This is a genomic window from Mycobacteroides sp. LB1 (assembly GCF_013449725.1).
Taxonomy (GTDB): Bacteria; Actinomycetota; Actinomycetes; order Mycobacteriales; family Mycobacteriaceae; genus Mycobacterium.
In genome coordinates, this window is record NZ_JACCFF010000007.1 from 215,663 (window position 1) to 235,319 (window position 19,657).

Here is a 19,657-nt window from a genome sequence, read left to right on the forward strand (position 1 = left end):
GGCCGAAATCTCGCCATGACTTCACACTCGGCGCGAGCGTGGAGGGCCTGGCCTGCACAATGAGGGCGTGCAGGAGACGTTCTGTGGACGACCCGTCCGCACCGATCGCGCCCTCATCATGGCGATCGTCAACCGCACACCCGACTCCTTCTACGACCGCGGAGCCACCTTCACCGACGAGGCCGCCCAGGCGGCCGTGCACAAAGCGGTAGCCGATGGCGCGGATGTTGTAGACATCGGTGGAGTCAAGGCCGGCCCGGGGGACAACGTCGACGCTGAGGCCGAGATCGCCCGCGTGGTGCCCTTCATCGAATGGGTGCGGGATACCCATCCAGACCTGCTGATCAGTGTCGACACCTGGCGTGCCGCGGTGGCGGACAAGGCCTGCGCGGCCGGCGCCGACCTGATCAACGACACCTGGGCGGGGACCGATCCCGACCTACCCGGTGTGGCGGCCGCGCGGGGTGCCGGGCTGGTTTGCTCGCATACCGGTGGTGCAGTGCCGCGTACTCGGCCGTTTCGCGTCAACTATGGGTCTGAAGTCGACGGCGTCGTGCGTTCCGTCATCGCCGAAGTGACCACCGCCGCCGAGCGGGCGGTAGCGCTGGGGGTTGCCAGGGATGCGATTCTGATCGATCCGACCCATGATTTCGGCAAAAACACGTTCCACGGGCTCGCTTTGTTGCGCCAGGTAAACGATCTCGTTAATACCGGGTGGCCTGTGTTGATGGCGTTGAGCAACAAGGATTTTATCGGGGAGACTCTTGGTGTGGGACTGACGGAACGACTCGAGGGCACTCTTGCCGCCACCGCGCTGGCGGCGGCGGCGGGTGCCCGGATGTTCCGGGTGCATGAAGTCGGACCCACCCGTCGCACGCTGGAAATGGTGGGCTCCATCGTCGGAACCCGTCCTCCGGCGAGAACTGTAAGGGGGCTGGCATGACCCATCAACTGGCCGAGACTGTTGGAATCGACCCGAGCTGGCTCGACACCCACAGCTGGAACCGGCCTGAGTGGACAATCGAACAGCTCATCGCCGCGAAGAAGGGCCGCACCGTTTCGGTGGTGCTCCCCGCGCTCAACGAGCAGGAGACCGTCGCAGCCGTCGTCGACACCATCAGCCCGCTGCTGGGTGGTTTGGTGGACGAGCTGATCGTGCTCGACTCAGGCTCCACCGACGACACCGCGATCCGTGCGGTGTCCGCTGGAGCACGGGTGGTCAGCCGTGAACAGGCACTGCCCGAAGTGCCGCCCAATCCCGGCAAGGGTGAGGTGCTGTGGCGGTCGGTGGCTGCGACGACAGGCGACCTGATCGCGTTCGTCGACTCTGATCTCATCGACCCCGACCCGATGTTCGTGCCGCATCTGCTGGGTCCGCTGCTGCTGCATTCCGGTGTACACCTCGTCAAAGGCTTCTATCGGCGTCCGCTCAAGGTGAGCGGGGCTGAGGATGCCAACGGTGGTGGACGGGTGACCGAGTTGGTGGCGAGGCCCATGCTGGCCGCACTGCGGCCCGAGCTGAGCTGCGTGGTGCAGCCCTTGGGTGGCGAGTACGCGGGAACCCGTGAACTGCTGTCCTCAGTGCCGTTCGCGCCCGGGTACGGCGTCGAGATCGGCCTGCTCATCGACACCTATGACCGGCTCGGACTGGGGGCGATCGGTCAGGTGAACCTCGGCGTGCGCAGCCACCGTAATCGGCCGTTGGTCGAACTTGGGGTGATGAGCCGGCAGGTGATGGCGACCATGTTGTCGCGGTGCGGTATCCCCGACTCTGGGGTGGGAATCACCCAGTTCTTCGCCGACGGCGACGGGTTCACCCCGCGCAGTTCGACGGTCTCGCTGGACGACCGCCCACCCATGAACACTCTGCGCTGACGGGGGCCTCAGGCCTTTCGGATCTCGCGCTCGCCTGCGGCGGGCGACCAGACGGTGACGGTCATGTGGCCGTCCTCCAGGCGTACGGCGGATGCTCCCTCGATATCGGCGACGTAGAACGGCGCGAACCGTCGCCCGCGCAGGTCGAATCCGATAGCCGCGTACAGATGTTCGGCGAACGCGGTATGCAGGTCTAGGTCTTGTTCGTCGCGCACCGTGCCCCAAACCTTCGCGTCACCCTCGCTGACCTGGGTGTCGACCGTAGCGGTGTGCAGTTCGAACCGGGGATCACGGGCCAGGTCCGCGAGCTTCGTGGTGCCCGGCATGCCGCCGACGATCAAGCGGCCCGCGAAGACCCGTGGTTCCATCGGACTGATCCGGGGAGCGCCGCTGTGTCGAAGCGTCGACAGGAAGCAGAGATTGCGTGTCGCGGCATGCCGACGGGTGAAGACTCCGGCGATCACGGGAGCCCGCTGTGTGAACTCGTTCCAGGAGACCACGTGCCGATGCTACGACGTTGTCGGACCTCGCTGGCAAGATCGGTGTCGTGACGTTCGCTCTGACGTATCTGCTGGTTCTCATCGCGGTGGCCGCTGTGCTGTTCGTGCTGGGCTCGACGCTCTTCGGTCGCGGTGAGGAGTTGCCGCCCCTGCCCAAGGGCACCACGGCGACCGTCCTGCCCGCTGAGAAGGTGACGGGTGCAGATGTGGATGCCGTCAAGTTCTCCCTGGTGTTCCGCGGCTACAAGGCCAGTGAGGTCGACTGGGTGTTGGACCGGCTCGGCCGGCAGATCGACGAGCTGCGCGCCGAGCTCACGGAGGCCCGGGGCGCGGCCAATGCCAATGCCGAGTAAGGAGCGCACCCGGTGTGCCTGGGCGGTCGACCCACCGGGGTCGACGCTGTACGCCGATTACCACGACAACGAATGGGGACGCCCGCTGTACGGGCGTGACGCCTTGTTCGAGCGGCTGTGCCTGGAGGCGTTCCAGAGCGGTCTGGCCTGGATCACCATCCTGCGCAAACGTGAGGGCTTCCGGCGCGCGTTCGACGGGTTCCAGCCCGAGAGGATCGCCCGGTATGGCGACAAGGATGTCGCCCGGCTGATGGCCGATGCGGAGATTGTGCGGAACCGCGCCAAAATCGAGTCATCCATCTCCAACGCCCGTGTCGTCCTCGACCTGGACACCGATCTTTCGGACCTGCTGTGGTCGTTCGCACCGAAACGCCGCGCCCGGCCACAGCATCTTTCCGACGTGCCTGCCGTCACCGAAGAATCCAAGGCGATGGCCGCCGAACTCAAGCGCCGCGGCTTTCGTTTTGTGGGCCCTACCACGGCATATGCGCTGATGCAGGCCACCGGGATGGTGGACGATCACCTGCGGTCCTGCTGGGTTCCGCGAGCCGATACAGCCCCCTCCGAAGGGCCCAGTTGAGGGTCTGGTGTCCCCAGATACCCGCATAGGGAAGAATGGTCCAATGAAACGGCAGCTCAGATAGGGAACAATAGTCTGAGATGCCGAACACCCTTGGGTGGAATTTGGAGGGAGCAACACGATGGCGGCCATGAAGCCCCGAACAGGCGACGGTCCTCTCGAGGCTACGAAAGAGGGACGCGGGATCGTCATGCGCGTGCCGCTGGAAGGTGGCGGTCGGCTGGTGGTCGAGCTGACCCCCGATGAAGCTGCCGCGCTCGGCGACGAGCTCAAGAACGTCACCAGCTAGGCCCCCGTAAGCGGGAGGTCCCCCACCTCACTGCCTTCGGGCTAGCTGCAGACTTTCTGGTAGATCTGCAGCGTCATCTCCGCGATGTGCGCCCACGAGAACTCCTCGATACAGCGGGCTCTGCCGGCGTTGCCGAACTCGGTGGCACGGGCAGGGTCCGCGACCAGAGCGTTGACCGCATCGGCGAGCCCCGTCTCGAACGCCGCTGCCTCACTGCTCTCGTACGCCACCAATGTCCCGGTGGTGCCATCGGCGACCACCTCAGGTATCCCGCCGACGCGCGACGCTACGACTGCCGTACCGCAGGCCATCGCCTCAAGGTTCACGATGCCCAGCGGTTCGTAGATCGACGGGCAGACAAGAACCGTTGCCGCGGAAAGCACTTCCCGCACCTTGCGGGTGGGCAGGAACTCGCGTATCCAGTGCACGCCCGGCCGGCTCGCGGCCAACTCGGTGACGGCGCCGGTGATCTGCTCGGCGATCTCGGGGGTGTCCGGCTCGCCCGCGCACAGGATCAATTGGATCTCGGGGGCGAAGCGGTGTGCGGCCGCCACCAGATGCGCCAACCCCTTCTGCCGGGTGATCCGCCCGACGAATACGACAATCGGACGCGTTAGATCCACGCCCAGCTCCGCGAGTACCGACCCTGGTTGGGTAATTGCCTCCGCCGGATCCACCGGGTACCAGGTTGCGGTGTCGATTCCGTTGCGCACCACATGAATCCGGTTGGGATCCAAATCGGGATAGGTCACCATGATGTCCTCGCGCATCCCACTGCTGACCGCGATGACGGCGTCGGCGGCGTGTATCGCGGTGTGCTCCACCCACGACGACACCCGGTATCCGCCACCGAGCTGTTCGGCCTTCCACGGACGTCGCGGTTCCAGGGAATGCGCGGTCAACACGTGCGGGATGTCATGCAGCAGCTTGGCCAGATGTCCGGCTAGGCCGGTGTACCAGGTGTGCGAATGCACCACCGTCGCACCGGCGGCCGCGGCAGCCATCACCAGATCGGCCGACAAGGTCGTCAGCGCCGGATTGGCGCCGTCCAGTGCGGGATCGGGCCGATGCACCAAGGCGCCGTCGCGGGGAGCGCCCATACAGTGCACGTCGACATCGCACAGTGTGCGCAGCTGAGCCACCAACTCGGTGACGTGGACCCCGGCCCCGCCGTACACCTCGGGTGGGTACTCCCGCGTCATCATCGCCACCCGCGTCATGCCACGACCGTAGTAGGTGGCTCGGACGCCCGCAGGCCCGCCAGGGGTGTAGCGCTGGCCGCTTGTGCCGAGTGCCGATAGGTTGATTGCTATGAGGGCATCGCCACACGTTCTGGGGATCGTGCTTGCCGGCGGTGAGGGCAAGCGGCTGTACCCGCTGACTGCCGACCGCGCGAAACCGGCGGTGCCCTTCGGAGGTGCCTATCGCCTCATCGATTTTGTGCTGAGCAACTTGGTCAATGCGCGGTTCTTGCGGATTTGCGTTCTGACCCAATATAAGTCGCACTCACTGGACCGGCACATATCGCAGAACTGGCGGCTGTCGGGTCTGGCGGGGGAGTACATCACGCCGGTCCCCGCACAGCAGCGACTCGGCCCGCGCTGGTACACCGGCAGCGCCGACGCCATTCACCAGTCGCTCAACCTGATCTACGACGAGGATCCCGAGTACATCGCAGTGTTCGGTGCCGATCACGTGTACCGAATGGATCCCGAGCAGATGCTCGACTTCCATATCGACAGTGGTGCGGCCGTCACGGTCGCGGGAATCCGCGTTCCCCGCGCGGAGGCCACCGCATTCGGCTGCATCGATGCCGACGACACCGGCCGGATTCGGGAGTTCATTGAAAAACCGGCGGATCCTCCGGGCACGCCGGACGATCCGGACGCCGCGTTCGTGTCTATGGGGAACTACATCTTCACCACCAAGGAACTCGTCGACGTCATCCGCGCGGATGCCGAGGACGACCACTCCGATCACGATATGGGCGGCGACATCATTCCTCGGCTGGTGGCCGACGGACGCGCCGCGGTCTATGACTTCAACACCAACCTTGTGCCCGGCGCCACCGAACGCGATCACGCGTACTGGCGCGATGTGGGAACCCTTGATGCGTTCTATGACGCGCATATGGATCTGGTGTCTGTGCACCCGGTGTTCAACCTGTACAACCGTCGTTGGCCGATCCGCGGTGAATCGGAGAACCTGGCGCCCGCCAAGTTCGTCAACGGCGGCTCCGCGCAGGAGTCGGTGGTCGGTGCCGGAAGCATCGTTTCAGCGGGGTCCGTCCGCAATTCGGTGCTGTCCTCGAATGTCGTCGTCGACGACGGCGCCGTTGTCGAGGGCAGTGTGTTGATGCCCGGTGTACGAGTGGGCCGTGGCGCGGTGGTGCGGCACGCGATTTTGGACAAGAACGTGGTTATCGGTGTGGGCGAACAGGTCGGTGTCGATATCGAACGTGACCGTGAGCGGTTCAATGTCAGCGCGGGCGGCGTCGTCGCCGTCGGCAAGGGCGTCTGGATCTAGGAACCCTGGTGCTGGGCGCGCGGCCCTCACCACACCAGCGGCACCAGGCGGCTGCGCACCTTCTCGGTGTATTCGTCGTACCCCTGCAGATCGTGGCGCAGCATCTTCTCCTCGTCCAGGATCCGCACCACCAGCGAGGCGAAGGCCGGAATGATCGCGAGCAAGCCCCAATACGAGCCCAGCGCCAACGGCATACCCACCAACATCACCAGTGAGCCGGTGTACATGGGGTGGCGAACCAGCCCATACAGCCCGGTCGAGGTAACGGTCTGCCCGGACTCGACGGTGATGCTCGCGGCCGCATAGTTGTTCTGGGCCACCACCAGCGTGGCCGCACCCAGCCCGACGATCACCAGTACCTCGCCGACTATCACCAGCCAAGTCGGCACATGTGACCAGCCGAACCGGTGATCGAAGGCGCTCACCACGACGAGCGCCAGGAACGAGCTCAGCAGCACCGTGACAGCGAACTTCTGCACCGGGCGAGTCTCCGCGATGGGGCCGCCGTGTAAACGACGCTTTAGCACCGCAGGATTCGTCGTGGCCAGGTAGATCGAGGAGATCACCGAGCTGATCACGAAGATCGCCAGGAACACCCAGGCCTGCCAATAGGCGAATGTTCCCGCGGGCCAGAACAGTGCCGCGCCGAACACGGCGAGGCCGATGATGCCCGAAACAACAGCTTGTACAGCAGTTTTCATGATTTTCCTTTCTCAGATCGCGTCACGACGGCGATAGATCTTGCCCGCGCCTGCGGCGAGCCCTGCACCGATCGCGACGAGGATGAACATGGTGAGCCATGGGTACTCCACGGGAGCGCTGACCCGCATCACCGGAGACAGCTTCACCATCCAGGAGGGGAGCTGCAGTATTCCGGCGTAGAGCATGCCGACGGAGAATGCGACCACGAGCCAGCCAATCCAGCTCTGCTGCACGGCAACCGCCATGGCCGCGATACCGCAGACGACCAGTAGAGCGGGAATCTGTGCCAGCCCGGCGAGCGTAAGGCGCCACACCAAATCCGGATTGTGCAGCGTCGCGGCAGCGCCCAGGCCGCCGCCTAAACCGGCGATCGCCATGAGCAGCGCACTGCCCAGTGCCGTCACTCCTACCGCGGACAACAGCCAGTTCCAGCGTGACACGGCACGGGCCAGTACCGCCTCGGCGATACCCGACTGTTCATCCTTGGCGAGCTTCACGATCGCCGACACCACATATGCGGTGACCGCGATGGCGAGCACCTGGTTGAAGGTGGCGAAGATGCTGTCGAGGCCGTGTGTCTTGAAGGCCCGGGCCAGCAGCGGATTGGTGTCGATGGATTCCCGCAGGCTCCTGGCCATCGAGCCGAATGCCATACCGCCCAGGAAGACTCCGACCGCCCAGCCTGTCAGCAGCCCGCGTTGCAGTTGCAGGTTGAGCGCGAACACGGACCCGATCTCGGGAGCATTGACATTCTCGCCGCGGGAGGGCAGCACCCCTGCGTCGTATTGACGATGCCCTTCGAGTACATGTGCGGTCGACATCAGCGCCAACGCGATACCCACCAACAGCAGGAAGGGCCACCAGCGCAGGTCGACGAACGGTCGCATCTGCTGGGCCCACGCCAGGGGCGAGAACCAGCTCAGCGCGCTGCCCTTGTTATCGATGATGTCGCCGAGTCCACGAACCACTACCGCCGCGGCGAGGGCCGCCATGGCGACGCCGCTGGCTGCCCGGGAGGTGCGCCACAACTGTGATGTGACTGCTGCGACTCCGGCGAAAACCATGGAGGCCCCGGTGATTCCGAGACTTATCCCCAGGCTGTCGGCGAAATCGAATCCCGCCGCGGACAACGCGACCGTCATCGCGACGGCCAGGACGGCGTTCATCAGCCCCACCACAATGAGCGCCGCGTAGGTGCGCGCCTGGTGGCCGATTACCGCCGACATGACCAGCTCGGCACCACCGGATTCCTCTTCGGCGCGGGTGTGGCGGATTACCGTCAGGATGGACATGATGGCGGCGGCGGCAATCATGACGGTCATCAGTTCGTTGGCGACCATGACGCCGACATCGGTCTCGTCGACCCCAAAATTGGGTCCACCCATGATGATTCCGGCCGGCGTCTTCATCATGGTGACCCGCGCCATGCGGTCGGCGGACGTCGGATACATCGACTTGAAAGCCAGCGGTGTATAGGTCATGAGGAGGGTCAGCCAGCCCACCCACATACAGATCCGGAATCTGTCGCGGCGCAGCGCCAACATGATCAATGTGCCGGTACCGGTCAGGGGGTGTCTGGGGGTGCCGTCGGAAATCGGTCGGCGGATGGGGAGGGTTGCGAAGTCGGTACTCACCGGGCCACGCCTTGATACTCGCGCATGAAGAGTTCTTCAAGCGATGCGGGCGCCACCGTGAGGTCGACGATCCCGAGAGTTGCCAGCTGTTCCATGGTGCGGTCCAGGTCGCTGCGATCCACCGTGAAGGACGCCCGATTGCCGCCGATGGTGAGATCGCGGAGCTGCGGAATGGATTTGAGCCCTGAGGGATTGGCCAAGGTGCGTACCGTGACCGATGTCCGCATGAAATGTCGCAGCTCGGCCAGGGAGCCGGAGAGCACCGTGCGACCGGCGCGCACAATGGTCACCCGATGGCACAACTTCTCCACCTCGGCCAAGATGTGGCTGGACAGCAAGACCGCGCAGCCCCGCGCGGCCACCTCGGCGACGCACTGTTGGAATACCGTCTCCATCAACGGATCTAGGCCGGAGGTCGGCTCGTCGAGGATGAACAGCTCGGCGTCGGAGCAGAACGCGGCGATGAGCGCGATCTTCTGTCGGTTGCCCTTGGAGTAAGTGCGTGCTTTCTTGGAGGGGTCAAGTTCGAAACGCTCGATGAGTTCGTTGCGTCTTGGTAGTGAAATATGTTCGGAGCCACGCATCCTGGTGAGGAAGTCGATCGCCTGTCCGCCGGTGAGGTTGGGCCACAAGGTGACATCTCCGGGTACGTAGGCGATGAGCCGATGCAAATCGACTGCATCGACCCACGGATCGCCGCCGAGGAGCTGTACCGTGCCGGCGTCGGCGCGTAGCAGGCCGAGGAGTACCCGGATGGTGGTGGATTTCCCGGCGCCGTTCGGCCCGAGGAAGCCGGCCACCTCGCCGTGGGCGACCGACAGATCGAGCCCGTCGAGCGCCTTGGTCTTCCCGAAGGACTTCGAGAGGCCGCGTATTTCGACGGCAAAGTTGGCGTGGGTCACTTCGAATCTCCTTCGTTGAGAGGGTTCTCCTGCTGTGCGGCAAAGGCATCGAGCATGGTGGGGTCGGTCATCAAACCTTCGGTGTAGATCTCGATCGCGGGGAAGATCAGCTCATCGGAGTAGCGGCGCAAAATCGTGCGCAGATCGTCGTCGGGGTACATCTGCACATAGATCGCCAGGGCGCCCACACCGGTCAATGACACCCACAGCGCCCGGCCCTTGGGGTCGCGGCTCGGTTTGATGGTGCCGGCCCGCACCCCATCGTCGAGGTACTGCTCGGCGTCATGGATGGAGCGCTGCAGGAATGCGCGGCCGGGTTCACCTCCTGACTGCACGCTGTGCAGCAGGTACCTGACCATCGGCGCGAACGATTCGATTTCGTCAAGGGCGTCGAGCCAGACTTTCGGGTCGTTGGAGGTCAGGGTGCGCGACTTCTCGGAGCGGATGTACTCCAACAGGTATCCGTCGACCGCCTGTCGGAGGCCTTCCTTGGATCCGTAGTGATGGATCACCAGCCCGGGGCTGACACCCGCCGCTTCGGCGATCGCGCGCACGCTCGCCCCGAACCCCTGCTCACCCCACAGCTTGATGGCGGCATCCCGGATTCGGGCGGTGGCGGTGAGATCCTCGGCTGAACGCATGTTTAGTAGATTAAACACGCGTTCAGCCGAGCGTCAAGCATCTAGCTGTTGAGGGATTCGTGTCTTTACGAAAACGGTGCGAAAGGGTGCGCCGAAACTACGGTTTCAGCGTCATTTCGCGATTGGCCCGCGGAACGGGGCGTGTCGGCGACCGGATGTTCAGTCGCGGGTGGCGGCCAGCAGGCCGTCACCCAGCGGAATCAGCACCGCGGTGAAACGGCCGTCATCGGCGATGATGCGCGCCGCCTCGCGAACTCCGACTACGTCGGGATCGTTGGCCCCTGGATCTCCCGCGCGCCCACCGGCGGATGCCCCATGGATCACAACCGCCCCACCTGGGCGCAGTAGCCGAATACCTCCGGACAGGAAGTCGGGCTGATCGGCCGGTGCGGCATCGATGACAAGCAGGTCATACGACTCATCGGCCAGCCGTGGCAGCACCTCTTGGGCGCGCCCGCCGATCAGCCGGGTGCGCGACGGTGCGATGGCTGCTTCCGAAAAAGCCTGCTTGGCGCTGCGCTGGTGCTCGGGCTCCAGGTCAATGGTGGTGAGTACGCCGTCCTCGCGCATCCCTGAGAGCAGCCACAACCCGCTGACCCCCGCGCCCGTGCCGACCTCGACGACGGCCTTACCGCCGGATAGACGTGCGAAGACGCTGAAAAGAGCGCCGACCGCTGGTGTCACCGGGTTCGCGCCCAGGTCAACGGCACGTTCCCGGGCGGCGACGACGATATCGTCTTCGGAAATGGCGCCCTCGGCGTGGCTGACCATCGCCTCGACGTGGGATCGATCTGCGCTGCTGGTCACGATTCGATCCTGTCGAGCTGGAGGGGGATCTGTCCTGCGACACGCCGAACTCACGAAGGATCGGCCGGTTTCTCGTTCCGGAAACCCCTGCTGAGATCGGATCGAGACCGCATTCTCAGGAAGAGTTAAGTTAGCTCATAAGTGCCCCACACCTCGGTGGTAGAAGGTCATGACATGTCGCGATCCATCCTGAACGCAAGCCCGGCCACGGGGACCCACACAGGGAATAACACCGATGGCACCTGGGTTGACCGGGCTGACAGCCTCCCCGCCGGGGCTACGGCCGTCAGGACCGAACAGGAGGAACACGCGATTTCGCTCACGACTATCAGCGAGTCGGCCGAATACACCGACTTCGTCGAGGCCACCGATCCCGCCGAACTATCCGGGACCGCAGTATTCGACGCCACCGGAGATCAGGCAGCCATGCCGTCTTGGGACGAGCTGGTTCGCGAGCATGCCGACCGCGTGTACCGCCTGGCCTATCGTCTCGCGGGCAATCAGCAAGACGCCGAGGATCTGACCCAGGACACCTTCATCAGGGTTTTCCGCTCGCTGCAGAACTACCAGCCCGGCACCTTCGAGGGATGGCTGCACCGCATCACCACCAACCTCTTCCTCGATATGGTTCGCCGTCGCGGGCGCATCCGCATGGAGGCCCTGCCCGAGGACTACGACCGCGTGCCGGCCACCGACCCGGATCCTGAGCAGATCTACCACGACGCTCATCTGGGCGCCGAGCTGCAAGCTGCACTGGACTCGCTGGCACCGGAGTTCCGTGCCGCAGTGGTGCTGTGCGATATCGAGGGTCTGTCTTACGAGGAAATCGGCGCCACCTTGGATGTGAAGCTCGGTACCGTCCGCAGCCGCATCCACCGCGGCCGGCAGGCGATCCGCGAGTACCTGGCCGCTCACTCGACGTCCGCGCTTGCGGCCGCCGAGTAGCGCACGACACCGTTCGTGCAGGTTGGTACGCAATGAGTACATTCACGCGCTACATTCGAGGTAGGTCGCAGCGAGTTCGCCGACCGTTCCGGATCGAAGGGAGCGTCGCCGTGGTGGATAGCGGCTCGTTCCGCCGGGCGTTCTCAAGTTTCTCATCGTTCTCGCGGCTGCCGTCCCCATTCGCCTCGCAAAGTGAGGCGCCGGTAGGTGCTCCGCGGCAGTTCGGGTCCACCGAGCATCTCTCGACAGAGGCGATAGCGGCGTTCGTGGATGGCGAACTACGGATGAGCGCGCACCTGAGGGCTGCGCACCACCTGTCGATGTGCCCCGAATGCGCGCTGGAGATCGATGCACAGCGCCAAGCGCGCAGCGCACTGCGTGATTCGGGGGGGATCCGGGTGCCCGGTTCGTTACTCGGGTTACTCAGCCAGATTCCACATATTCCGCATGAGGCGACATCGCCGCGACCGTCATCACATGACGGCGACTTGCCGCCCGCGTTAGCCAGTGATGAGGTGCGTCGTCGCCGTAAGCGCCGGTAGGGTGAGCCGGTGACCGCAAATCAGGACACCGCTCCTCGGTTGGCGCCGCGCCCGGTTGACCGGCCGCCCGTCGATCCGGCTTCGCAGCGGGCTTTCGGCCGTCCTTCGGGGGTATCCGGTTCGTTCCAGGGGTTGGACAAGTACCGAGACCAGGGGGAGTACACACCAAGGGTCGGGCCTCCCGATCCGGTGCTGGCGCAGGCTTTTGGACGGCCCGATAACACCACCACTTCCTTGCAACGCCATCCCGCTGACGCCGGCAAGCTCAACGCCGCTGACGAGGGCCCGGACGCCGCCGAGGATCCATGGCGCGACCCCGAGGCGCAGGTCCAGCTGGGCAGGCCAGGGGTCACCAAGGCGCCCATCGCGGTGTCCGGTGCAGAGGCACCGAAGCTTGGTGTGCGTGATGTCCTGTTCGGTGGTCGGGTTTCGATACCGGCGCTCGCCATCCTCGCGGCGATTGCCCTATTGATCGGCTTGGTCGGCGGCATTGTCGGCCGCAAGACGGCCGAGGTGGTGCAGGCATTCACCACGTCGAAGGTCACGTTGACCACCGATGACAGCACCCAGCCCGACGAGTCTCGCTTCACCGCGGTTGCCAATGCGGTTAAGGGTGCGGTGGTGACCATTGAGGCCAGCTCGGATGACGAGGTGGCCCAGGGCTCGGGAGTTGTCATCGACCCCAAGGGCTACGTCGTCACCAACAACCACGTGATCTCTGATGCCGCTAAGAACCCCGGCAAGTTCAAGATCGAGGTCATCTTCAACGACAGCAAGAAGGTGCCCGCCAACCTCGTGGGACGTGACCCGAAGACGGACATTGCGGTGCTGAAGGTGGATAACGTCGACAATCTGGCGGTGGCCCGCCTGGGTGACTCCGACAAGGTGGCAGTTGGTGCCGAGGTCATCGCGTTCGGTTCCCCGCTGGGTCTGCGGAGCACCGTGACCAGCGGCATCATCAGTGCATTGCATCGCCCGGTGCCGCTCTCGGGCGAGGGCAGCGACACCGACACGGTGATCGATGCTCTCCAGACGGACGCCGCCATCAACCACGGCAACTCCGGTGGCCCGCTCATCGACATGAAGTCTCAGGTGATCGGAATCAATACCGCCGGAAAGTCACTGAGCGACAGCTCAAGTGGCCTCGGCTTCGCGATTCCCATCAACGAGGTGGCCGATGTGGCGCAGACGCTGATCCGCGATGGCAAGGTCGTGCACGCGACACTGGGCATCAGCACTCGCACGGTCAGCAATGCGACCGCGACGGGCGCCGAAGTGGCCAATGTCAAGGCCGGCAGCCCCGCCGAGAAGGGCGGCATGCTGGAGAACGACGTCGTCGTGAAGGTCGGTTCTCGTACGGTGGCCGATGCAGACGAGTTCGCGGTCGCGGTGCGGCAGTTGAAGATTGGGCAGGAGGCCACCATCACGGTGCTGCGCCAGGGCCGCCCGGTCGAGCTCAAAGTCACTCCCGGCCCCGATAGCAGCTAATGTTTGGCAGTGTCGGCTGGGGGGAGCTATTGGTCCTTTTGGTCGTGGGGCTCGTGGTGCTTGGCCCGGAGCGGCTGCCCGGTGCGATTCGGTGGACCACCGAATCGCTGCGGAAGGCCCGCGATTACGCCAGCGGTGCGACGGCCTCATTGCGTGAGGAGCTGGGGCCGGAATTTGACGATGTGCGCAAGCCGCTCGCCGAACTGCAGAAGCTGCGCGGTATGACGCCACGTGCTGTCATCACCAAACACCTTCTGGACGGCGATGATTCGGTACTGAACTCGCTTACCCAACCGCTCGAGGACGTGAAGAAGGCAGTGTCGGAACCGGGGCCTACGCCGGTTGTCAACCCCGAGCTCACCAAACCCGCGGAGCCCGGCCCGGCCCGCTTCGACGCCGACGCGACGTAGGAACTTAGTTGCGTCGGGCGGTGTCGATGTTCAGCGACATGCCCGCCAGCCCGCGGCTGCGTGTCGAGAGTTTGTCCGCCACCGTCCGGAGGGCCTGGCCCGCAGCCGAATCCGGCTGACTGAGCACAATCGGCACCCCGTCGTCGCCGCCCTCGCGCACCGCGGGGTCGAGTGGGATCTGGCCGAGTAACGGCACTTTCGTACCCACCACTCGAGTCAGGCTCTCTGCGACCTTCTCGCCGCCACCGGACCCGAAAACCTCCATGCGTGAGCCATCGGGCAACACCAGCCAGGACATGTTCTCGACCACGCCGACGATGCGCTGACGGGTTTGCGTCGCGATCGCGCCCGCGCGCTCGGCCACCTCGGCGGCGGCCTGCTGCGGCGTCGTGACCACCAGGATCTCGGCGCCGGGAATCAGCTGGGCAACCGAGATCGCCACGTCCCCGGTGCCCGGGGGTAGATCCAGTAGCAGCACGTCCAGATCGCCCCAGAACACATCGGCCAGGAACTGCTGCAGCGCACGGTGCAGCATCGGTCCGCGCCACACCACCGGGGTATTGCCCTGGGTGAACTGAGCGATCGAGATGACCTTCACGTCGTGGGCCACGGGGGGCAGGATCATCCGCTCCACCTGGGTGGGGCGGTCGGAGGTGCCCATCATGCGCGGCACCGAGTGGCCGTAGATATCGGCGTCGAGCAGGCCTACCGACAGGCCCTTGGCCGCCATCGCAACCGCGAGGTTGACTGTGACACTTGACTTTCCGACGCCGCCCTTACCGGATGCCACCGCGTATACACGGGTGAGGGAGCCGGGCTGGGCGAAGGGGATGACCGGTTCGGCGCTGTCGCCGCGCAGCTGTTTACGCAACTCGGTGCGCTGATCGTCGTTCATGACATCCAGCTGCACCCGCACGGTGCCCACGCCGTCGACATCGGCGGCCGCTTGGGTTACCCGCTCAGCGATCTCAGCCTTCTTCGGACATGCGGAGGTAGTGAGGTAGATCCCGATCTCGACGTTATGGGCGTCATCGAACGTGATGTCCTTGACCATCCCCAATTCAGTGATGGGACGGCGAAGTTCGGGGTCGATGACCCCGGCGAGTGCGCTTCGCACTGCCGAGGTGAGCTCGGATGTCACTACCCGAGTCTAGGGCGTGCCGATCAGGGCTTTGGCGCTGCCGGTGCGGGAGCCGGTCCCGGAGGCGGGCCGATCGGCTCAAATGGCACCGGTGGCGGGGGCGGGGCGAACGGATTGAACGGCTGTGGGGCGGGAGCCGGTGCGAACGGGTTGAAGGGTTCGGCCGGCGGCGGGGCGAACGGGTTGAAGGGTTCGGCGGGAGGCGGCTGCGCACAGAAGATGACGCACGGCGACTGAGGCGCCTCCGGTGCCGGTATGGCTCCTAGCGGGCCCACGACGCCTACCCGGTCGGGTGTCAACGGGGTGACGATCGGTAGTTGTGCCAGCGGATCGTTGGGGGAGAGCGCGGCGACATCGGCCACCGAGCCGGGGCCGAGCCCGCGGGACTCGCCGCCGAGGTGAGCCTTGCGCTCGGGGGCAACATCGGCAGCGGTCAGCAACGGCAGGTTGAGTGGGATCACGCCGGTGGCGTACCCGGCCGCCCAGGCCAGCACATTCTGCGCATAGGCCACTGAGTTGTTGTAGCGCAGGATGGCCGACATCACCTGCGTGCGATCCCGCAAATTCAATCCGCCGCTGCACAAATAGCGGGCGGCGGCCAGACTCGCGTCGAAGACGTTCTGTGGGTCGGCCTTTCCATCGCCATCGCCGTCGGAGGCGTAGTGGTTCCAGGTGCTCGGGAGGAACTGCATGGGCCCCATGGCCCGGACGTACACCTGAGCGGCCTGGTTTTGGCTCTTCTCATGGTCGACGATGACCTCGTTACCCGGGAGGGTGCCGTCGAGACTTGGGCCGTAGATGGGACGGACCACGCGGCCCTTCACATCGGTGGCGCCATTGTTGGCGTGGCCCGATTCGATCCGGCCGATACCCGCCAGCAGGTTCCAGCTCACTCCGCAGCCAGGTGTGGCCTTGGCCATCATGCGTTCGGCGTTCTGATAGGCGTCCAATGCGATCTTCGGGATGCCAAGTCCACCAGGGGCCATCACGATCGCCGGTGGAGGTGGGGCGATCGCAGCGGTCGGCACGACGCGGTATTGGGTCGGCGGGCGCGTCACGGTGACCAGGTTCAGCGGACCCGCTTCCGCCTGTGCTGCGACCGCAGAGGCCATGGGGATCGGGACAGGCACGACGGCTTGGCCGCTGACCTGGGCACTGCTTGCGGCCACGGCCGAGCCGACGATCACCAGCGCGCTGAGGCCCCCAACCCGAAGCCACGGCACGTGGGCATCTTTGGCGCGGTGGACCGCGTCGCGGGCATGGTTTACCGACGTCGCAACCCAACCCGGAAGCTCCACCCGGTCCCTTCCCTTGGGCCCCTAATCTCTCGGGTCCCTGCTCGTACCTCCGGGTCCCATCTGTCGCACTCATTCTGGCCTATGCGCGCGTGACGGATGTGACCGATGTGAACCGGAGCAACCATACCGGTGAGATGACGGACGGGTTGCAAAATGGGCAAACCCCAGCGAATCCCGGATCACCACCGAATAGGGCCTGAGCATGCCGAGTTCGGTCGAGAGCGTGCGATGGAAAATGGGCGAGTGGCTATCTTCGGCCCGACGGTTGCCCGTTCAACTGACTTACAGTCAGTGTCTAGACGTAAACATAATGAGTTGGTAGCGTGAGCGCATGACTGCATCACCGGACGTTGCCGTCCATTGGGAACTCGGTTCGGATCGTCCTCGCGAGGACTACGGCTTCTTCGGGCCGGATTCTCCGACGTGGAAGGTGTGGACCAGCCCGACCGCGCTGATCGGATTCCAGCGCTCGGTGGTGCTGGAACATTTCGAGCCCCATTTGGCCGCGGCCGTCGCGGATTCCGCAGGTATCTACCGCGATCCCCGTGGGCGGATGGACGGGACCCTCGCCTACTTCCTGATCGTCGCGACGGCCGATTCGAAGACCGCCGTTGAGGCCTCCGAGCACCTGCAGAAGGTCCATGCCCGTTCCAAGGGCGTCGATCCGGTCACCGGTAAGCGGTACAGCGCCAACGATCCGGCCTCGCAGCTGTGGATTCACGTCACGGGCTGGCATTCGGTGCTCAAGTGCTACGAAATGTTCGGTCCCGGACCGCTCAGCCCCGCCGAGGAGGACCGCTATTGGTCCGAATGTGTGATCGCAGCTGAACTGCAGACGGTTAACCCCGCCGATGTCCCGCGTTCCCGTGACGAGGTCCGGCAGTACTTCGCCGATATCAAGCCGAGCCTGTGCACCTCAGAGCGGGCGCACAATGCCATGCACTATCTGCTGCGTACCCCGCGGAGCAACAGCAGCCTGAGATTCTGGGCAGTGAGCAGGTTGATGGCCCCAGCGACTATCTCGACGTTGCCGCGGTGGATGCGGGAGCTGGGACAGTTCGATCAGCCCGGGCTCGTCGACGCGGCATACCGGCCGTTGGTCTCGGCAGCCATGTCGATCGCCAGCATCCCGGCGATCGAGGATTCGATCGCGCGATTTGCCAAACTGCCGATGACCGCCACGACGCTGCGTGATTTCCACGCGGCCAAGACCCCTGTCCGGCCCATCACCCTGACACCGGCGGAAGCCAAGGACAGGTACGGGAGGCGAGCCACCGCCTAGGGCGGGCTCTACTCTGGCTAGCTGTGACAGCAGCCGCTCCATATCGTCCCCGTCGCACCACCCTCGCGGTCCCCGGCAGCAGCCAGAAGATGATCGACAAGGCGAAAACCCTTCCGGCGGACGAGATTTTCCTCGACCTTGAGGATGCCGTCGCCGCCCCTGCGAAAGTGGAGGCGCGTCAGCGTATTGCCGACGCGCTGAACGCGCCGGGGTGGGCGGGGCAGCTGCGGTCGGTTCGTGTCAACGACTGGACCACCGAGTGGACTTATGCCGATGTTGTAGCCGTCGTTTCTCAAGCGGGTGCCAACATCGACAACATCCTGCTGCCCAAGGTGGTGGACGCCTCGCATGTGACGGCGCTGGACCTCCTGCTGACCCAGGTGGAGCGATCTCACGGACTCGAGGTGGGGGCAATCGGCATCCAGGCGCAGATCGAGAACGCCGAAGGGCTCACCAATATCGACGCGATCGCTTCGGCAAGCCCGCGCGTGCAGTCACTTGTCTTCGGCCCCGCCGATTTCATGGCCAGCCTGGGCATGCGCACGCTGGTGGTCGGGGAGCAGCCGCCCGGTTATGACGGCGAGGCGTACCACCACGTGCTGATGACCATCCTGGTGTCCGCGCGTGCCCACGGAATCGACGCCATTGACGGCCCCTACCTCAAGGTGCGCGATGTCGATGCCTTCCGGGTGGTGGCGAGCCGTTCCGCCGCACTGGGTTTCGACGGGAAATGGGTGCTGCATCCCGCGCAGGTCGAGGCGGGCAATGAGATCTTCAGCCCCCGTCAAGAGGACTATGACGGGGCCGAGCTCATCCTGGACGCCTACCAGTGGCACACCTCAGTTGCCGGCGGTGCACGCGGTGCGGTGATGCTCGGTGACGAGATGATCGACGAGGCCAGCCGCAAGATGGCGCTGGTGATCGCGGGTAAGGGACGCGCTGCGGGTATGGCGCGGCAAGCGCCCCCATTCGAGCCTCCGACGGGCTAGTAGGAGCCCGATGAGCTGCCGCCGTGTGAGGCGATGCCGATGATGAGGAACAACAGCCCGAACAGCACGACGGCGGCGCTGATGACGATGCCCGTGATCGCGAGGCCCTTACCGTCCTGTGGTGACGTCTTGAGCTGGCTGAGTGCGATGAAGCCCATGATCAGCCCCGCCACCGATCCGAGACCACAGGTGAAGGGCCCCATGACCGACGCGATCAGCGATCCGATGGCTAGCCCGTTGGTGCCGCCGGTCGGCGCGTATGCGCCATACCCGTACGGGTCGGCGTACCCGGGCGCTGGATATCCCGGATAGCCGCCCGCGGCGGGGTATACCGGTGGTGGGTACGCGCCTGGTTGCCCCGACTGATACGGGGGGTAGCCCTGGCCGTACTGGGGATACGGCGGATATGCGGGAGGTGCCGTCGGATACTGCGGAGGCGCGGTGGGATACGCGGGTGGAACGGCCGGGTAGGAGGGTGGGGCACCGGGTGTCTCCCATGCCGGTGGGATGCTCGGTGGCACCTGGTAGGCCGAGGAGGCAGAATCGGCCGGAGGCGCGGACCTTTCCAGGGACGGATACTCGTACCCCGACGATGTCTCCCCAGACGAGGCGTCGGGCGAGGTGTTGGGGCCGGGGCCGGTGCCTGTCTCGAAGGGTTCGCTGCCCGGGGAAGTCATGGCGCCAACCTAGCGCATCTAGGGCGCTCCTGGCCGCGCTGCGGAGCGGAAAGCCGCAGGTAGCGGTCAAAGGGGC

Annotated in this window: 22 protein-coding genes; 12 read left to right on the forward strand and 10 right to left on the reverse strand. The window is 65.1% G+C overall.

Annotated features, from left to right (window positions below; all coding sequences use genetic code 11):
- The first annotated feature begins 67 nt into the window (after positions 1–67).
- Together folP and MLB1_RS22915 are read left to right on the forward strand one after the other, a co-directional pair.
- Complete coding sequence (gene folP, locus MLB1_RS22910) at positions 68–943, forward strand: dihydropteroate synthase (RefSeq protein WP_180752144.1); 876 nt, start codon at positions 68–70, stop codon at positions 941–943.
- Positions 940–1,875 carry a glucosyl-3-phosphoglycerate synthase gene (locus MLB1_RS22915; protein ID WP_180752145.1) on the forward strand — a complete coding sequence of 312 codons (936 nt, stop codon included), beginning with the start codon at positions 940–942 and terminating at the stop codon, positions 1,873–1,875. The genes folP and MLB1_RS22915 overlap by 4 nt, the downstream gene beginning before the upstream one ends.
- An 8-nt stretch (positions 1,876–1,883) precedes the next feature.
- Here the strand turns inward: MLB1_RS22915 and MLB1_RS22920 are convergent, their stop codons facing one another.
- Entirely contained in the window at positions 1,884–2,375 is a 492-nt protein-coding gene (locus MLB1_RS22920) for a pyridoxamine 5'-phosphate oxidase family protein (RefSeq protein ID WP_180752146.1), read from the reverse strand.
- Between the two features lie 47 nt (positions 2,376–2,422).
- On the opposite strand from MLB1_RS22920, the gene MLB1_RS22925 reads away from it, so the two are divergent.
- The 3 genes from MLB1_RS22925 to MLB1_RS22935 all read left to right on the forward strand — a co-directional run bounded on the left by MLB1_RS22925 (position 2,423) and on the right by MLB1_RS22935 (position 3,597).
- Entirely contained in the window at positions 2,423–2,728 is a 306-nt protein-coding gene (locus MLB1_RS22925) for a DivIVA domain-containing protein (RefSeq protein ID WP_180752147.1), read from the forward strand.
- Positions 2,718–3,308 (forward strand): DNA-3-methyladenine glycosylase I, encoded by a 591-nt coding sequence (locus tag MLB1_RS22930; protein WP_180752271.1) that lies wholly within the window; start codon positions 2,718–2,720, stop codon positions 3,306–3,308. Before MLB1_RS22925 ends, MLB1_RS22930 begins: the two co-directional genes overlap by 11 nt.
- A gap of 121 nt (positions 3,309–3,429) precedes the next feature.
- Positions 3,430–3,597, forward strand: coding sequence for a DUF3117 domain-containing protein (locus MLB1_RS22935; protein WP_005059648.1), 168 nt, complete (start codon positions 3,430–3,432; stop codon positions 3,595–3,597).
- Between the two features lie 41 nt (positions 3,598–3,638).
- Here MLB1_RS22935 and glgA read toward each other — a convergent pair whose 3' ends face one another.
- Entirely contained in the window at positions 3,639–4,817 is a 1,179-nt protein-coding gene (gene glgA / locus MLB1_RS22940; protein WP_180752148.1) for a glycogen synthase, read from the reverse strand.
- Positions 4,818–4,908: 91 nt separating this feature from the next.
- Between glgA and glgC the strand changes: the two genes are divergently transcribed.
- A complete protein-coding gene (gene glgC, locus MLB1_RS22945) occupies positions 4,909–6,123 on the forward strand; it encodes a glucose-1-phosphate adenylyltransferase (RefSeq protein WP_180752149.1) in 1,215 nt (404 codons plus the stop codon).
- A gap of 26 nt (positions 6,124–6,149) precedes the next feature.
- On the opposite strand, the gene MLB1_RS22950 is transcribed toward glgC, so the two are convergent.
- The 5 genes from MLB1_RS22950 to MLB1_RS22970 all read right to left on the reverse strand — a co-directional run bounded on the left by MLB1_RS22950 (position 6,150) and on the right by MLB1_RS22970 (position 10,773).
- Positions 6,150–6,824 carry an isoprenylcysteine carboxylmethyltransferase family protein gene (locus MLB1_RS22950; RefSeq protein WP_180752150.1) on the reverse strand — a complete coding sequence of 225 codons (675 nt, stop codon included), beginning with the start codon at positions 6,822–6,824 and terminating at the stop codon, positions 6,150–6,152.
- Between the two features lie 12 nt (positions 6,825–6,836).
- Entirely contained in the window at positions 6,837–8,459 is a 1,623-nt protein-coding gene (locus tag MLB1_RS22955; RefSeq protein WP_180752151.1) for an ABC transporter, read from the reverse strand.
- Positions 8,456–9,361, reverse strand: coding sequence for an ABC transporter ATP-binding protein (locus MLB1_RS22960; RefSeq protein ID WP_180752152.1), 906 nt, complete (start codon positions 9,359–9,361; stop codon positions 8,456–8,458). Before MLB1_RS22960 ends, MLB1_RS22955 begins: the two co-directional genes overlap by 4 nt.
- Positions 9,358–10,002 (reverse strand): TetR family transcriptional regulator, encoded by a 645-nt coding sequence (locus tag MLB1_RS22965; RefSeq protein WP_180752153.1) that lies wholly within the window; start codon positions 10,000–10,002, stop codon positions 9,358–9,360. The genes MLB1_RS22960 and MLB1_RS22965 overlap by 4 nt, the downstream gene beginning before the upstream one ends.
- Before the next feature lie 159 nt (positions 10,003–10,161).
- Positions 10,162–10,773: an O-methyltransferase gene (locus MLB1_RS22970; RefSeq protein ID WP_180752272.1), complete on the reverse strand. Its 612-nt coding sequence runs from the start codon at positions 10,771–10,773 to the stop codon at positions 10,162–10,164.
- A 210-nt stretch (positions 10,774–10,983) separates the two neighbouring features.
- Between MLB1_RS22970 and sigE the strand changes: the two genes are divergently transcribed.
- The 4 genes from sigE (at position 10,984) to tatB (ending at position 14,194) form a co-directional block, all read left to right on the forward strand.
- Positions 10,984–11,754 carry an RNA polymerase sigma factor SigE gene (gene sigE / locus MLB1_RS22975; RefSeq protein ID WP_180752154.1) on the forward strand — a complete coding sequence of 257 codons (771 nt, stop codon included), beginning with the start codon at positions 10,984–10,986 and terminating at the stop codon, positions 11,752–11,754.
- Between the two features lie 110 nt (positions 11,755–11,864).
- Complete coding sequence (gene rseA, locus MLB1_RS22980; protein ID WP_180752155.1) at positions 11,865–12,296, forward strand: anti-sigma E factor RseA; 432 nt, start codon at positions 11,865–11,867, stop codon at positions 12,294–12,296.
- A 9-nt stretch (positions 12,297–12,305) separates the two neighbouring features.
- On the forward strand, positions 12,306–13,784 hold the full coding sequence (locus MLB1_RS22985; protein WP_180752156.1) for a trypsin-like peptidase domain-containing protein: 1,479 nt from the start codon (positions 12,306–12,308) through the stop codon (positions 13,782–13,784).
- Positions 13,784–14,194: a Sec-independent protein translocase protein TatB gene (gene tatB / locus MLB1_RS22990; RefSeq protein WP_180752157.1), complete on the forward strand. Its 411-nt coding sequence runs from the start codon at positions 13,784–13,786 to the stop codon at positions 14,192–14,194. The genes MLB1_RS22985 and tatB overlap by 1 nt, the downstream gene beginning before the upstream one ends.
- Positions 14,195–14,198: 4 nt before the next feature.
- Here tatB and MLB1_RS22995 read toward each other — a convergent pair whose 3' ends face one another.
- Entirely contained in the window at positions 14,199–15,335 is a 1,137-nt protein-coding gene (locus MLB1_RS22995; RefSeq protein ID WP_358146586.1) for a P-loop NTPase, read from the reverse strand.
- Positions 15,336–15,358: 23 nt separating this feature from the next.
- A complete protein-coding gene (locus MLB1_RS23000) occupies positions 15,359–16,633 on the reverse strand; it encodes a lytic murein transglycosylase (RefSeq protein WP_180752158.1) in 1,275 nt (424 codons plus the stop codon).
- A gap of 331 nt (positions 16,634–16,964) precedes the next feature.
- Between MLB1_RS23000 and MLB1_RS23005 the strand changes: the two genes are divergently transcribed.
- Entirely contained in the window at positions 16,965–17,915 is a 951-nt protein-coding gene (locus MLB1_RS23005; RefSeq protein ID WP_180752159.1) for an oxygenase MpaB family protein, read from the forward strand.
- Positions 17,916–17,938: 23 nt separating this feature from the next.
- A complete protein-coding gene (locus tag MLB1_RS23010; protein ID WP_180752160.1) occupies positions 17,939–18,904 on the forward strand; it encodes a CoA ester lyase in 966 nt (321 codons plus the stop codon).
- Here the strand turns inward: MLB1_RS23010 and MLB1_RS23015 are convergent.
- Entirely contained in the window at positions 18,901–19,581 is a 681-nt protein-coding gene (locus tag MLB1_RS23015) for a DUF4190 domain-containing protein (RefSeq protein WP_180752161.1), read from the reverse strand. The genes MLB1_RS23010 and MLB1_RS23015 overlap by 4 nt on opposite strands.
- Between the last annotated feature and the right edge of the window lie 76 nt (positions 19,582–19,657).